Origin of the sequence: Pseudomonas sp. NPDC088444 (genome assembly GCF_044900175.1) — a bacterium.
Taxonomy (GTDB): Bacteria; Pseudomonadota; Gammaproteobacteria; order Pseudomonadales; family Pseudomonadaceae; genus Aquipseudomonas.
The window spans coordinates 338085-352933 of sequence record NZ_JBJDNK010000002.1 but is presented as its reverse complement, the minus strand read 5'-3'; the positions used below and the strand labels follow the sequence as shown (position 1 = coordinate 352933).

Here is a 14849-nt window from a genome sequence, read left to right as displayed (position 1 = left end):
ACTGGCGGGCGTGAGTGCATCTGCCATGGCTCAAACCAGGGTCGACGACGCCTGGGTGCGCACCACGGTGCCGGGCCAGCCGTCTTCAGGTGCGTTCATGCGCATCACGGCAGACACCGACAGCAAGCTGCTGAGTGTCGGTTCGCCTGTGGCCAGCGACGTGCAGATTCATGAGATGAGCATGACCAACGACGTCATGCGCATGGGGCCGGTCGACTCGGTGGCATTGCCTGCGGGCAAGACCGTCTCGCTGGACCCGGACGGTTATCACGTCATGCTCATGGGCTTGAAAGGGCAGATCAAGGACGGCGATCAGGTGCCGCTGACCCTGACGGTCGAGAACGACAAGGGCGTGCGAGAGACACTGCACGTCACGGCCCCGGCGCGCTCGATGAAAGCATCGATGGACATGGGGCACGATCACGGCGCCGGGAGTTGAGGTGAGTGAGAGATTGTCCATAACGGACGATTTCTTCTGAGTACCGCAGCTATTGTGGGCGCCAGCTTGCTGTCGAGAGTATGTTCTCATTCAACGTCGATGTGACTGATCCGACGAATTTGCCAGCAAGCCGGCTCCCACTGTGATCGCGTCGGATCCATTCCTTGTGTTCGATACCGCGCCTGTGGAAGCCGCCTCTGGTGGCGAAGGCGATTGACCTGCCAACCTGGAATTTTCCGTAACCGCAGGGCGTCAATCCCCAAACATCCCCGCCAGCAACACCCCATTCAAGCCGATGATCAACAGGGCGATGACCCATGCCAGCGCGGTCAATACGGGGCCGGTCACCAGGTTGCCCATCAATTTGCGATCCGACACGAAGCTCACCAACGGCACGATCGCGAACGGCAGTTGCATCGACAGGATCACTTGACTGAGCACCAGCAGTTTCGCAGTACCCTCGGCGCCGTACAGGCTGGTGATCACGATCACGGGAATGATCGCCAGCCCCCGAGTCAGTAGCCGTCTCACCCAGCCGGGCAGTTTCAGCCGGAGAAACCCCTCCATGACGATTTGCCCGGTCAGGGTCGCCGTGACGGTGGAATTGATGCCGGACGCCAGCAACGCCACGGCAAACAGTGCCGACGCAACCCCCACGCCCAGCATCGGAGAGAGCAAGTGATAAGCCTGTTCGATCTCCACCACGTCGGTCCGACCGGCCTTGTGGAATACCGTGGCGGCGGTGATCAGTATCGCAGCGTTGACGAACAGCGCCAGCGTCAGGGCAATGGTGCTGTCCGTCACAGACCAGCGCAGGCCAACGCGGCGGCCTTCTTCGGTGCGAGGGTAGGCGCGGGTCTGGACGATGGACGAGTGCAAATAGAGGTTATGGGGCATGACCGTCGCGCCGATGATGCCGATGGCCAGGTATAACGCCGCCGGGTTGGTGACGATTTCAGCCTTGGGAATGAAACCAGCGAATAGCTCGGCCATGTCCGGCCGTGCCAGGACCATCTGGATCGCGAAGCAGCCAAAGATGATCAGCAGCAAGGCGATGACGAATGCTTCCAACGCACGGAAACCCTTGCCCATCAGCAGGAAAATCAGAAAGACGTCCACCGCTGAAATCACCGCGCCCCACACCAGCGGGATACCGAACAACAGGTTCAAGGCGATGGCAGTGCCGATCACTTCGGCAAGGTCGCAGGCGATGATCGCGATTTCGCAGGCCAGCCACAGTGCGATGCAGATGGGGCGGCTATAGCGTTCGCGACAGGCTCGGGCCAAGTCCCAGCCGGTGACGATGCCCAGTCGGGCAGACAGCGCCTGCAACACGATGGCCATGAGGTTCGACAGCAGGATCACTGACAGCAGCAGGTAGCCGAACTGCGAACCACCGGCCAGGTCGGTCGCCCAGTTGCCAGGATCCATGTAGCCGACGGCGACCATGTAGCCGGGGCCGGTGAATGCCAGCAACCGCTTGAGCCAGTGGCCCGTCTGAGGCAGGGCGACGCTGGCACTGGGCATACCGCCGCCCAGTGTGTCGTCACCGGGTTCGGCCCGGTTCTTGATCGGTTGCATTGCGCGTGTTCCCGCTCTGGTGAGGCTTTTCGGGCGTATTCAGGGTTAGCCAAAAGACGTTCGAGTCGCCAATGAATTTAGCGCGGTATCGATATTTCTGCGATCACGCAGGCCTGAGGTTATCGACCGAAGAAACGGAGGAGGGTTGCGGATATTTTCAGAGGGGATGACCGGCGTTGAATCCGGTCATGCGAGGCAGGGCAGCGAAGCGCTTACAGACATTCGCGAGCGGCTTTCTCCAGCGCACTTTTGCCGAAGGCCGAGGCCAGTGGAGCGCGCTGATACAGGAACACTCGGGTATTGGGGTTGCCTTTGAACACTTCGAGAATGTCGTCTTGCGACACTTTGCCCGTGACCAGCAATTTATAGTGCCCTTTGCTTTCGGTCATCGTGGTCGAGGGTTTGAGCGCCTGCCATTTGGGCAGTACGCATTGCACATAGTCACTCGCCGTTTTAGGCGATTCCAGATCCACCGAAGGATTGTTCGGGGTCGAGCCACAGCCAGCGAGGGTCAGCGCGAGTGCGCTGGTCAGCAGTAAAAGACGCATCTCTTTCGTCCTGAAAAAAGAATGGGGGTCACTTTAGAAGGCGGCAGGATCATACGCCATATCAATTCAATATCATTGAAGACGTGTTCAGCAGGCGTTCAGAAGCGATTGTTTTATAAGGGTTAAATAACGAGCAGTGTTGGGAGCTACCATCATTTGCATTAATGAAGCGTTAGCACTTCATGAGTTGGTGCGTATGTTGACGAGACGGGGCGCAAATGAAAAGAGCATCCCGTGAAATATCTTCGATGACCGTTGGTAGGCAAAAACGAATATTAATTCTCATTGACGTGTTCACCTGATGAACCCCGTCCGGCCCCGGGTGTGCCAACGCTACATCGGTGGCTGGGTCTCGCGGTACATGCGGATACGGGCTGTGTGCCTGCCGTGTTTTGTGTGCTTTTTCGAGATGTGCTGAAGCTTCGATTGCCCTGGGCAATGGCCTTCGTTTTGCACCGGCTCTGTTTGCGGTTCGATAACCAGAACAAGAAGGTGGAGGTAGTGATGCAATTCAAACAAGCGATTCTGGCCCTGGCCATCGGTGGGGTGCTGTCGGCATCCACCGTGCTGATTCCTGACACGTTTTCCCATTCCAGCGCGTACGCCAAAGATGGTGGCGGTGGCGGTGGCGGTTCGGGTGGTGGAGGAGGCGGCGGTGGCGGTAGCGGCGGCGGTGGAGGTGGCCATGGCGGCGGTGGCTCCGGCGGCGGTGGCGGCAGTAGCGGCAGTGGCGGTTCGGGCGGTGGTGGCTCCGGAGGTTCTGGCGGTGGCGGCCATGCTGGCAACGATCATGGCAATGACCATGGCAACCATGACGGCGCCAATCACGACCGAGGCGATGACCATGGTAATGACCGGGGCAATCACGATGTTGGCGATGATCACGGTAACCACGCGGCCGATCACACCCAGATAGGGGATGATCGCGGCAACGATCAGGCTCGCGCGGGCGACGATCATGGCCGGGATCGCGGCAATCATGATCGCGGAGACGACCATGGCGGGCGTCGCGGTGCACACGCCGAACCGGGTGATGATCACGGTGTTCACGCGGGCGATCAGGCTCGTGCGGGCGATGATCATGGCCGGGACCGCGGTAATCATGACCGTGGTGATGACCATGGCGGGCGTCGTGGCGTACACGCCGAGGCAGGTGACGACAGCCGCGTCTGACAGCCTTTCAACCGGTGGAGGAAGCCGCGCAAAGCGGCTTCATTCACGGGATCTCACCTTCAGTTCAATCCCCAATATCTTGTAAATTTCCCCACCGGCAGCGGGGGCCAATCCCCGGCCCTATCACTTAGCGTGCCAACTTTTCTTGCTGAATTGTTACGGCATCTTTCACTGAAAGCCGCGAGTTATCTGGCGTGGCGCGCCACTGTTTTGCTTCTACGGTTCCCGTGTTTTGACTCTGGCAAGGGATTTGCCCCTTCACCCATCACCTGCAGGCGTTTCGCGCGATGTGCGGCCCCAAATACCCCTGACGCGCGACGCTTCACCAGGGCAGTCGGATGAAACACAAATGCCCCTGTGCATGAGTTGAAGGTGAACCACCATGAAACAACCTGCGCGTTTAAAGTTTCCCCCCATCCACGGGTTTCAGCTTTTGCGCGGATCCTCCGCCGTATTGATTGCCCTGAGTCTGGGCTTTGCGTGTGTCAGTGCCGCACCGGTCGACAACGAGGATCAACCACCGCCCACTGACCCGTCGGCCTATAACGATCCGCCTGCCGACCCGGCCGCGGCGCTCAATAACTTGCTGACGTTGCCTGAAGCCAACGAAGGCGCGCTCGATCTGCCCAACGGCGTTCAAGGCGATCGTGCGAGCACCCGGGTGGAAAACGTCTTGCCGCCGTCGGCGCAAACCAGTTTCAACTTTCCCACCAACGGTAAACCCAGCCCGCTGTTCGGCGCTCAACCGTTCACCCAGCCGGTGCTGTTGTTCGAGGAGTTCGGGCCGACCAAACTGGACCCGACCCAGTCTCCTTCGCTGATTCCGTTCCCGGCACCCACGCTCGGCCCTGGCCCGGCGCAGGATCCGACCAACGTCGCCCGCAGCGGTCCTTCACCGGATGCGCTGGCCGCCTTCCTCGCTCAACCAGGGTTGACGCCATTTCCTACGCAGTTCGCCAACTCGTTGGACCGCAACCCTTGGCAGTCGCAGATCGAAGGCTTCCTTAACCGCCACATCGATGCGCCCGCTGAAGGGCGTCCGCCGGGAAAAGGCTGGTCGCACCAGCGCTGGAACGAGTTCTACCCACAGATCGCCTACAAGACCGTGCAGACCGGCGCCCACAGCAACAGCGGCTTTCGTGATCACCTGCAATTGCACGATTACAAAGGTGGGGAGTGGGGGCCGGGCGGGCTGAATTACTACCCCGATGGCAGCACCAACCATGGCGGAACCGCGTCAGGCATCGGCGTGCGTATTCACCCGTTGATGCCGGTGCAGGACCACAATTCGATCTGGACCTTCGACGGCACGCTGCCGCCCAAATTGCTGATGGTGCGTTACGGCCAGCCGGTGTTGATGCGTCACTACAACGGCCTGCCCATCGACCCGTCGGCCAACAAGGGCTTTGGTCTGCATACCATTTCCACCCACGAACACAACGGTCATAACCCCGCCGAAAGCGACGGTTATGCCAACGCGTTCTTCTTTCCGGGGCAGTACTACGACTATCGCTGGCCAATGCAACTGGCCGGTTACGACACCATCAACACCAACGCCAAGGATCCTCGCGCCGCATTCCCCTGCGCGCCGGGTGAAACCCTGTGGGTGAACGACGACTCGCCAAGCCTCAAAACCTGCGATCACGGCACTATCAAGATTCGTGGCGACTGGCGCGAAACCATGAGCACTCACTGGTTCCACGACCACATGATGGATTTCACCGCGCAAAACGTCTACAAGGGCAACGCGGCGATGATGAACTACTACAGCGCGCTGGATCGCGGCAATGAGGCCATCGACGATGGCGTCAACCTGCGCTTCCCCAGCGGCTCGTACCTGGCCTGGGGCAACCGCGACTACGACGTCAACCTGACCGTCGCCGACAAGGCCTGGGATCAGAACGGCCAACTGTGGTTCAACCCGTTCAACACCGACGGCTTCCTGGGCGACGAAATGGTCGTCAACTGGGGCTACAAACCATTCCTTGACGTCCGTGCCCGCAGCTATCGGTTCCGCATTCTCAACGGTTCGGTGTCGCGCTACGTGAAGATCGCCATCGTGCGTGAAATCAAGGGCAACAGCGGCGAGTTCCCCGGCCCGCAAGGCTCGGGCGTGTCCTATGCCCGCGTGCCGTTCCACATGATCGGTAACGACGGCAACATCATGGAACATGCCGTACCGTTCGACGGCACCATGGACCTGGACGGTGACGGGGATCTGAAAAACAACTTCGGCATCCTGCCGACCCAAGGCATCGCCGAACGCTACGACATCATCGTCAACTTCGCGAAAAACGGCATCAAGGTCGGCGACAAGTTGTATTTCGTCAACGTGATGGAACACGAAACCGGCAAAGGACCGAAAGGCGAAGTGCCGCTGGCCGATGTGCTATCCGGCAAGTATCAGGCAGTGATCAAACAGGGCAGCAAAGGGCCGCAGTGGGACAGGGGAGACCCGGTGGTCGGCCTGTTCATGCAGATCAACGTCAAGCCTTACTCCGGCCAGGATTTGGCCATGGATCCGTCGCTGTATGAACCGGCCAAACCCGGCAAGGCAGAAGGCAAGGTGATGATTCCGCTGACCCTGCACCGCGACAACGCCAGCGACATCGCGTTGCTGAATCAGGCACGCCACCGCACCTTCATCTTCGGTCGTTCCGACGGTACGGACTCGGTGCCCTGGACGATCAAGACCGACGGTGGCCTGGGCTTCAACATGGACCCTCGCAGGCTGTCGGCGGGCATGCACCTGGCCAACGGTCCTGAACCTGCGGGCTATCAAGGCACGGGCACCCTGGAAGTCTGGAAAATTCAGAACGGTGGTAATGGCTGGACCCACCCGGTGCACGTCCATTTCGAGGAAGGGATCATCCTCAGTCGTGGCGGCAAGGCACCGCCTGAGTGGGAAAAATGGGCGCGCAAGGACGTCTATCGCATCGGCACCGACAGCGGCGACAACGTGGAAATGGCCATTCACTTCCGCGAATTTGCCGGGACCTACATGGAACACTGTCACAACACGCAACATGAAGACAACTCCATGCTGCTGCGCTGGGACATCGAGCATCCGGGGCAATTCCAGTTGATGCCAACGCCGATGCCGAGCTGGGACGGTGTCACTTACGTCAGCTCCGCCGCACTGCCTACCTACCACGACGGTGACGGCGCAGGCCCTACGGTCAAGTTGACCGCCGCCACGTCCACATCGAGTTCGGGGTCTGGCTCTTCAGGCGGCTCGGGTTCCTCTGGCGGGTCCGGCTCGTCGGGTGGTTCAGGTTCGTCGGGTTCGGGCAAAGGCAAATAGCGATCTGAAGAATCGCGGAGGGTGCTGTCATGTTCCAGATGCTTCGCAAGGCGGTCATTGCAGGGGCCGCGTCGATGATCGCCATGGTCTGGGGCAGCCTCCCCGGGGTGGCCGCCGACGCCTCGTCGGCCACCCCGTGGGGGGAGGATTTCTTCCCCAATACGGCGCTGGTCAATCAGGATGAACAACCGGTGCATTTCTACGACGACCTGATCAAAGGCAAGGTGGTAGTGATCAACTTCATCTTTACCTCCTGCACGGATTCCTGCCCATTGGAGACTGCGCGGCTGCGGCAGGTGCAGCGCCTATTGGGGGATCGGGTCGGTCGTGACGTGTTTTTCTACTCCATCAGCATCGACCCGGACACCGATACCCCGGCGGTCCTGAAACAGTACGCGGCCAAGTTCAAGGTGGCGCCGGGCTGGCAGTTCCTGACCGGCAAAAAGGACGACATCGATCAGTTACGGCGCAAGCTGGGGCTGTTCATCGAGGGCGTCGACAACGGCCGCACGACGGATCACAACCTGAGCCTGATCGTCGGCAACCAGAGCACCGGTCGCTGGATGAAGGCCTCGCCGTTCGAGAATCCCTACATCCTGGCCGACCAGTTGGGCAACAGCCTGCAGAACTGGAAAGTCGCCAGCGCTCAACAGGACAGTTACGCCAACGCGCCTGAAGTGCGTGCGCCGAGCCTGGGCGAGCAGATTTTCCGCACCCGTTGCAGCGCTTGTCACACCCTTGGGCATGAAGGTGAAGAAGCGACCGGTTTGCGCGGCGTCGGGCCTGATCTGCTGGGCGTGACGCGCCAGCGCGATGGCCTGTGGTTGGGGCGCTGGCTGAAGGAACCGGACGTGATGCTGGCCGAGAAAGACCCGCTGGCGGCGAGTTTGTACGAGGCCTACAACAAGGTCGCGATGCCCAACCTGCGCATGGCCGACAACGACATCGCCGAAGTGCTGCGTTACTTGCAGGACGAGACCGACCGGCAGCAACCGCACGCGCACATTCACATGGCGGGTGAAGATCCTCATGCGGGGCACGACGTGCACGCCGGGCATGAAGGGCACCAGATGTAGGCAGGCCATCCGGTGGATGCGGCCCTCAGGCTTGCGCGTCATGGCACACGCTGACTGCCAATGCTCGTTACTGAAGCAGATTGCTCGGTTGTCGCGCAGTTAAAGCCATTTATTTCGTTGACTTTGCTCGTTATAAGCATAGAGTGAGCTAAATCGAGCAATTATGATCGCTAATCGTTCATTAGCGAGCATTGCTCCAGTCAATCGATCGCAGGGTGAGAAATGTCGAGCGAACTGCAACGGGCTGCTTATGCAGTCCTGCTGCCAGCCTTTGCCGGGTTGGAACTGGATGAGACGGTGCGCCGTTATCTCAATCGAGGTGGGGTTTCGATCCTGTTGGGCGAGACCCGCGAGGAATACCTGGCGCGGAACATGAGTTTCGAACGTCGGCGCACGGAAACCCACGCGCACTTCACCGGCATTGCCGATGCTGCTGCCGTGTGTGCCGGCGCGCCGATTCTGGTGGCGGTGGATCAGGAACTGGGCGGCATACAGCGCCTGCATCGGCTGGTTCCGGGGTTGCCCTCGGCGCAGGCGTTGACACACCTGAGTGCTGAGGAGATCGAGGCGCGCAGCTACGAAATGGCCAGTGCGGCCCGGGTCATGGGGGTGAATCTGTTTCTTGCTCCCATCGTCGACGTCGTCACGGGGAGCAACCCCTGGTTGTACCAGCGCAACCTGGGGCCCGACCCGGCTGAGGTCTCGCGCATCGCCTGCGCCTTCATTCGTGGCGTGCAAAGGGCTGGCGTGATCGCCACTGCCAAGCACTTTCCCGGTCACCACCAGACCGAGCATGATCCGACAGAGGCGCTCGCCAGCGTGCCCGATTCGGCTGAAGACTTTGCGCAGGGCCTGAAGGTGTTTCGTGAAGTCATTGCGGCAGGGGTTCAGGCCATCATGCCGGGTCCTGCGGTGTTTCCGGCGCTGGATCCGGAACGTTCGGCCAGTACCTCGGAGAAGGTCATCGGTCTGTTGCGTGGGCGTCTGGGTTTCGAGGGTTTGATTGTGTCCGATGACCTGGATGCTGTATCGATTCTACGCGGCGACAGCCTGGCGGTGACGGCGGTCAACGCGTTGCGAGCGGGGGCTCATCTGCTGCTGGTGTCCAGCGAGTCGGGGCTGGACGCGCTGGCACAGTCCATCGTTCAGGCGGTTGAGAACGGTCAGCTCGCCGAGGCTCAGCTGCTCGCGGCTGCCGAAAAAGTGCGGGGGGCCGCGCGGGCCTCGAAAGCGCAGGTCGATTCGGGGCTGTACGTGTCGTATTCCATTCCGGGCGGACATTTGACCCGTCGCGTGGCGCGTTGAGCATGCACGACCTTCATTTGTACTCGGCTCGTTCAGGCCTTACGCTCCACGGCATGCCTTTCACGACAAAAGGAATGCCTGATGAGTTGGTCTGCCAAGCAGTATTCAATGTTCGAACAGCAACGCACGCGCCCGGTCCGTGATCTGGTCGCCGCGATTCCCACCGAGCAGGTGAACACGGCCATTGACCTGGGCTGCGGGCCGGGTAACTCCACCGAGGTGCTGATCGAGCGCTTTCCAGACGCCGTGATCACAGGGCTGGACAGCTCCGAAGACATGCTGGGCGATGCTCGACAGCGCTTGCCGAATATCTCGTTTGAACTCGCCGATATCGGTTTATGGAAGCCTGCGAAAACCTACGACGTGATCCTCGCCAACGCGTCGCTGCAATGGGTGCCGGATCACGCCGAGCTGTACCCGCGTCTGGTCAGTCTGCTCAACCCCGGCGGTAGTCTGGCGGTGCAGACCCCCGACAATCTGGAAGAGCCGGCACACCGTCTGGCCAGAGAGATCGCCGCGAGTGGTCCCTGGTCGAGCAAGATTGGCTCGGTGAAACACCCGGATCGTCATCCGGCGGCCTATTACTTCGAACTGCTGCAACCTCATTGCACGCAAGTCGATGTCTGGCGCACGACCTATCATCACCCGCTGGCGGGCGGTCACGGGGCTGTGGTCGAGTGGTTCAAGGGCTCGGCGTTGCGACCGTATCTGCAAAAGCTGGATGACGGCGAGCAGGCCGCGTTTCTTGACGCCTATCTCAAGGCGATTTCACAGGCTTACCCCGCATTGGCCGATGGCTCGGTGCTGTTGCCATTTCCGCGCCTGTTCATTGTGGCCAGGCGCTGAGCGTCAGGGTTCGCCGTCCAGTTGGCTTTCGCAGGTTTGGCGTCGAGCACGACATTTGGAAATGGCACGATCCTTGTGGGAGCCAACATGGAAGCTTCCACAAGCGTGGCGTCCGATGGGTTAAAACCGGGGTGACAAATGAACAAAAATGAAGCGACGCTGGCTGAGCGTCTGATCCGCAACTTCAAAGAAATACCTTTGCAGGACGAGCGCCGTGACCCGCTGTACCAGAGCCAGGCGGCCAGGTTGGGGACAGGCACCGCGGCGCGGAAACTGGGCGCGTCGGTGGACATCGTCGCGCCGGGCAAGCGCTCGTGCCCTTACCATTTTCACCATACGCAGGAAGAAATGTTCGTGGTCATCGAAGGGCAGGGCAGCCTGCGGGTGGCCGGTGAGCTTCTGCCGATCAAGACTGGCGACGTGATCTTCATCCCCCCAGGCCCTGAATACCCTCACCAGATCATCAACACCTCCGAGGCGCCACTCAAATACCTGTCAATCAGCACCCGTGAAACGCCGGAGGTCTGCGAGTACCCGGATTCGGGCAAGTATCAGGCGATGGTCACGATCAACGGCGCCCGGGCCTTCACGGCGGTGCAGCGCACGGACGTCTCGCTGGATTACTGGGACGGCGAGCCTTGATCGGCCCAGTCATCCTGGTGATGTGGTTTTGGTTATAACCATAGATCCATTCGGTCTACGACCTATATAAGAAAAAGTGAGGGCTTTAGACGAAATATCGCTATCCTGCGCGCCAGTTTTTTCGTGCGCATCAGGCAGAACAATGGATTTTGGCAATATCGGTTTCGTCGTGGCAGGTCTGGCCGTTGGTTTCGTCGTCGGCATGACCGGTGTGGGTGGCGGGTCGCTGATGACCCCGATCCTGTTGTGGTTCGGCATCAACCCGGCGACCGCCGTCGGCACCGACCTGCTGTACGCCGCCATCACCAAAAGTGGTGGTGTGCTGGTGCACAAGAAGAACGACAACATCGATTGGGGCATTACGGGCTGGCTGACCCTGGGCAGCGTGCCTGCGGCGGGCTTGACCCTCTGGTTCCTCAGCACCCTGCACACGGCGCCTGATGCGATGAATGCCGTGATCAAGCAGGGGCTGGGTATTGTCCTGTTGCTGACGGCTCTGGCCATTTTCTTCAAGAAGCGCCTGCTGGCGTTCGCCCAACGGCATGCCGGTGATCACTATCGCCTGCGCGACCGCAGCCTGAATGTGCTGACCGTGGTCACGGGCGTGGTGCTCGGTGTCATGGTCGCCCTGACCTCTATCGGTGCAGGCGCGCTAGGCACTGTGGCCTTGTTCATCCTGTATCCGTTCCTCGACACTCGCCGGCTGGTAGGCACCGAGATCGCCCATGCCGTGCCGCTGACCCTGATCGCAGGGTTGGGCCATGCGAGCATGGGCAACATGAGTTGGGCGATGTTGGGTTTTCTGCTGATGGGTTCACTTCCCGGCATCTACATGGGCAGTCAATTGACGGGGCGCGTGCCTGATGCCGTGCTACGCCCGTGTCTGGCGATGATGCTGATCGCCATCGGCTACAAGCTGGCGTTCTGATTCACAAGCGATACGCGGCTCGTCAATCCATGGCGTGCCGCTTAAACTGACGCTCTTTCTGCCCGACCTCGAACGGACGTCCCATGCTCGCGCTCTCGACCCTCGCGCTGTTTTCCGGTGCCTGCCTCGCACTGGCCATCACCCCAGGCCCGGACATGCTGCTGATCGCCTCGCGCAGCGCCAGCCAAGGCAAGGCAGCGGGATTCGCGTCCCTTGCAGGGATTCAACTGGGCACTTATTGCCACGCTCTGGCCGCCGCGCTGGGGCTGTCGCAATTGTTCGTCACGGTACCGGTCGCCTACGACGCGGTGCGTTTCATCGGCGCAGCGTATTTGCTGTACCTGGCGTTCAAAACCTTCCGCTCCACCGGCACTGCACTGTCGGCCAACGCATCACTGCCACGCTACTCGCGGCTGCAAATCTTTCGGCAGGGCCTGTTGACCAACGTACTTAACCCGAAAATGGCGCTGTTCGTGCTCGCACTGTTTCCCCTGTTCATCGACCCGAATGCCGGGTCCATCGTGGTTCAAATGCTGGTGCTGGCCACTGTGCTCAACGTCGTCGGCGTCATCGCCAACGGCGCGGTGATCCTCATGGCCAGCCGACTGGGGCAGCGCATTGGCAGCAGCGAGCGTGCGGCGCGTTGGATGCAGAAGATTCTGGGGACGGTGTTTCTGGGTCTGGCGTGCCGTCTGGCGCTGGTGGGGCGGGACTAGCAGGACACTGTATGCGCTGCCCTTGATGCGTACCCAGATCCCGTCAAACACCACGGCCCGCCTGAATCTTCAGGCGGGCCGTGGTGTTTTTGCTTAGCAGAGCCGGTCAATCACGCGAACGCCATCCTGATGTCGCGCGTTGCCCCACTCACTGCTGAGGGTGTCGAGCACTTGCCCCAGGAATTGCTTGTCGGCCGCCGCTTTCTTGCCGACGTAGCCCTGGCCTTTGCGGTACATCTTCAGCCGCGCACGCATGTGCGGGTGCTGATCAACGAACTCTTGTTCCTCGGTGCAGGCGCCCAGGCCGTCCATGTGGACATCACCCTTTTCGCAGACCCAGAGAATGTGGCTATCGAGGGAGTCCTTCTGCGCCGCGAACAGTCGAGCCAATTGATCAATGGTGGGTTGATTGTTCAGATTCATGATTGGATACCCCTTTTTGCCCATTTGTTAGCTATCTGGTTAGTTCACACACGGTTCGTATACATAGCGGCGAATCGTCCGTCGATCCGCAGTCATTCCACACGCTGACAACTGGACTCCTTGATGCACGAATACATCGGTAAACAGAGCCGGAATCAGAGCCGGGCGCACTGGATGTAGTGATGATGGAGGGCTGCTACGGGATGAGGCGAAACGCAGGGGAGAAACAGCGGACGTCAGCGGACACTGGCGACGTATCGTGGTCGGCCACAAGTGTCATGAGGACGTTTCGCCAGCGCTCGGCCTATGGGTCGATCATGCCGGTTCAGCTTCATCAATCTGCCTTGTGGGCAGCACACATCCAGAGGTTGTTCGACGGCTATGTCGAACGGTCCCGGAATACTTTTGCCAGCTCTCCCGATCGGGGAGACGGCCTCACTATGCAATCGCGAAAAGACTTCGTCAACCGTTTTGTAGTGAATATTTTCAAGAACTACATTTTCTGTAGTTCCAATACACAAAGGTCCGTTCGTGACTACAAAGTCAGTGAAATCGGGCCTTTGGCGCCAGGTAGACGTTCACAAAACAACGTGATGGCCGCTCGGACTATGGATCTGCGTGCGGAATACACCGGCTTACGTCACTCGTCTGTCAAAATGTCCAGATGTAGACTAAATGACAATATCTGGATAATGTGTCCTGAACTGAATCACTGAATCACTGAATCACTGAATCACTGAATCACTGAATCACTGAATCACTGAATCACTGAATCACAGGTCACCACAGCCCATGAAAACGTCTCGCGAAGGCGATCAACATTTGTTGCAGCAGATCAAACGGGTCGCCGAAGGGCTGGCCGAAACCTTCGCGCCGTTCTGCGAGGTGGTGGTTCATGACCTCAAGGACACTGAGCATTCGATTCAAGCGATTCACAACAATCTTTCCGGGCGTCAGCCGGGGGATCCGACCACTGAGTTGGGGCTGGCTCGCATCGCCGACCCGGAATACCCGGAAATCATCGCCAACTACGCCAACCGTTTCCCTGATGGACGTCAGGCGAAAAGCACGTCCATTGGCATCAAGGGAGAGGACGGCCAGTACGTTGCCGCGCTGTGCCTGAATATCGACCTGACCCTGTTTCAAAGCCTGCAATCGGCGATGGCGCAATTCACCCGTGTCGAAGCCAAGGTCAGCGAGACGCTGGAGACCGGCAGCGCCGACAGCATTCGCGAGCGCATCGATCAATTTGCGGCCCGACTGGCCAGCACACCCCGCGCCCTCAAGGCTCCCGAACGTCGGCAATTGCTCCAGGAGCTAAAAGAGGCGGGTTATCTGGACATTCGCAAATCCATGGAAGTGGTGGCGCAACATCTGGGCGTATCGCGGGCGGCGGCGTACAGCTACATCAAATGAGCGATGAGGTGATTGTGGTGATGAATTCGAAGGTATGCAGCAACAGCCCGGACTTGCCGACGCCCGTCGGGCATTACACCCACGTCTGCGCGGCGGGCAACCTGCTGATGATTTCCGGGCAATTACCTGTGAGTCGGGAAGGTCGACCGCTGACCGATGCGCCATTCGAGACTCAGGCGCTACAAGTGTTTGCGAACCTTGATGCCTGTCTGGCGCAGGGTGGGACTGACAAATCGCGGCTGGTGCAGGTGCGGGTCTACGTGACCGATATGCAGCATTGGCCGCTGTTCGACAGGCTCTATGCCCAGTGGCTTGGGGATCATCGCCCGGCGCGGGCGGTAGCGGGTGTCGCCCAGTTGCATTACGGGCTTGCGGTGGAAGTCGAAGCCATGGCGTTGCGGCCTGAGTGATCGACGCTGCCTGTGTCTGGCCCTCGATTGATGAGGGCTTTG

The 14849-nt window shown here is 59.9% G+C and carries 14 protein-coding genes; 10 read left to right on the top strand and 4 right to left on the bottom strand.

Annotated features, from left to right (window positions below; all coding sequences use genetic code 11):
* The first annotated feature begins 25 nt into the window (after nucleotides 1-25).
* Complete coding sequence (locus ACI2KB_RS06055) at nucleotides 26-439, top strand: copper chaperone PCu(A)C (protein WP_404632782.1); 414 nt, start codon at nucleotides 26-28, stop codon at nucleotides 437-439.
* Between the two features lie 252 nt (nucleotides 440-691).
* Here the strand turns inward: ACI2KB_RS06055 and ACI2KB_RS06050 are convergent, their stop codons facing one another.
* The 3 genes from ACI2KB_RS06050 to ACI2KB_RS06040 all read right to left on the bottom strand — a co-directional run bounded on the left by ACI2KB_RS06050 (nucleotide 692) and on the right by ACI2KB_RS06040 (nucleotide 3690).
* Nucleotides 692-2020: an Nramp family divalent metal transporter gene (locus ACI2KB_RS06050; RefSeq protein WP_404632411.1), complete on the bottom strand. Its 1329-nt coding sequence runs from the start codon at nucleotides 2018-2020 to the stop codon at nucleotides 692-694.
* A 212-nt stretch (nucleotides 2021-2232) separates the two neighbouring features.
* Nucleotides 2233-2568 (bottom strand): hypothetical protein, encoded by a 336-nt coding sequence (locus ACI2KB_RS06045; protein WP_404632409.1) that lies wholly within the window; start codon nucleotides 2566-2568, stop codon nucleotides 2233-2235.
* A gap of 333 nt (nucleotides 2569-2901) precedes the next feature.
* Nucleotides 2902-3690 carry a hypothetical protein gene (locus ACI2KB_RS06040; RefSeq protein ID WP_404632407.1) on the bottom strand — a complete coding sequence of 263 codons (789 nt, stop codon included), beginning with the start codon at nucleotides 3688-3690 and terminating at the stop codon, nucleotides 2902-2904.
* Between the two features lie 433 nt (nucleotides 3691-4123).
* On the opposite strand from ACI2KB_RS06040, the gene ACI2KB_RS06035 reads away from it, so the two are divergent.
* The 7 genes from ACI2KB_RS06035 to ACI2KB_RS06005 all read left to right on the top strand — a co-directional run bounded on the left by ACI2KB_RS06035 (nucleotide 4124) and on the right by ACI2KB_RS06005 (nucleotide 12558).
* A complete protein-coding gene (locus tag ACI2KB_RS06035) occupies nucleotides 4124-7045 on the top strand; it encodes a multicopper oxidase domain-containing protein (protein ID WP_404632405.1) in 2922 nt (973 codons plus the stop codon).
* 74 nt (nucleotides 7046-7119) lie between these two features.
* Nucleotides 7120-8121 (top strand): SCO family protein, encoded by a 1002-nt coding sequence (locus ACI2KB_RS06030; RefSeq protein WP_404632780.1) that lies wholly within the window; start codon nucleotides 7120-7122, stop codon nucleotides 8119-8121.
* A 222-nt stretch (nucleotides 8122-8343) separates the two neighbouring features.
* On the top strand, nucleotides 8344-9426 hold the full coding sequence (locus ACI2KB_RS06025; RefSeq protein WP_404632403.1) for a glycoside hydrolase family 3 N-terminal domain-containing protein: 1083 nt from the start codon (nucleotides 8344-8346) through the stop codon (nucleotides 9424-9426).
* Between the two features lie 81 nt (nucleotides 9427-9507).
* Nucleotides 9508-10272 carry a trans-aconitate 2-methyltransferase gene (gene tam / locus ACI2KB_RS06020; RefSeq protein ID WP_404632401.1) on the top strand — a complete coding sequence of 255 codons (765 nt, stop codon included), beginning with the start codon at nucleotides 9508-9510 and terminating at the stop codon, nucleotides 10270-10272.
* A 138-nt stretch (nucleotides 10273-10410) separates the two neighbouring features.
* Nucleotides 10411-10914, top strand: a complete 504-nt coding sequence (locus tag ACI2KB_RS06015) for a cupin domain-containing protein (protein ID WP_404632399.1) — start codon at nucleotides 10411-10413, stop codon at nucleotides 10912-10914.
* A gap of 142 nt (nucleotides 10915-11056) precedes the next feature.
* Nucleotides 11057-11842: a sulfite exporter TauE/SafE family protein gene (locus ACI2KB_RS06010; RefSeq protein WP_404632397.1), complete on the top strand. Its 786-nt coding sequence runs from the start codon at nucleotides 11057-11059 to the stop codon at nucleotides 11840-11842.
* An 83-nt stretch (nucleotides 11843-11925) separates the two neighbouring features.
* The gene (locus ACI2KB_RS06005; protein ID WP_404632395.1) at nucleotides 11926-12558 is read left to right on the top strand and encodes a LysE family translocator; all 633 of its coding nucleotides are present in this window, start codon (nucleotides 11926-11928) and stop codon (nucleotides 12556-12558) included.
* 93 nt (nucleotides 12559-12651) lie between these two features.
* On the opposite strand, the gene ACI2KB_RS06000 is transcribed toward ACI2KB_RS06005, so the two are convergent.
* A complete protein-coding gene (locus ACI2KB_RS06000) occupies nucleotides 12652-12981 on the bottom strand; it encodes a hypothetical protein (protein ID WP_404632393.1) in 330 nt (109 codons plus the stop codon).
* A 792-nt stretch (nucleotides 12982-13773) separates the two neighbouring features.
* Here ACI2KB_RS06000 and ACI2KB_RS05995 point away from each other — a divergent pair.
* Together ACI2KB_RS05995 and ACI2KB_RS05990 are read left to right on the top strand one after the other, a co-directional pair.
* Nucleotides 13774-14397 carry a transcriptional regulator gene (locus tag ACI2KB_RS05995; protein ID WP_404632391.1) on the top strand — a complete coding sequence of 208 codons (624 nt, stop codon included), beginning with the start codon at nucleotides 13774-13776 and terminating at the stop codon, nucleotides 14395-14397.
* Between the two features lie 20 nt (nucleotides 14398-14417).
* Nucleotides 14418-14807, top strand: a complete 390-nt coding sequence (locus ACI2KB_RS05990; RefSeq protein WP_404632389.1) for a RidA family protein — start codon at nucleotides 14418-14420, stop codon at nucleotides 14805-14807.
* Nucleotides 14808-14849 lie beyond the last annotated feature (42 nt).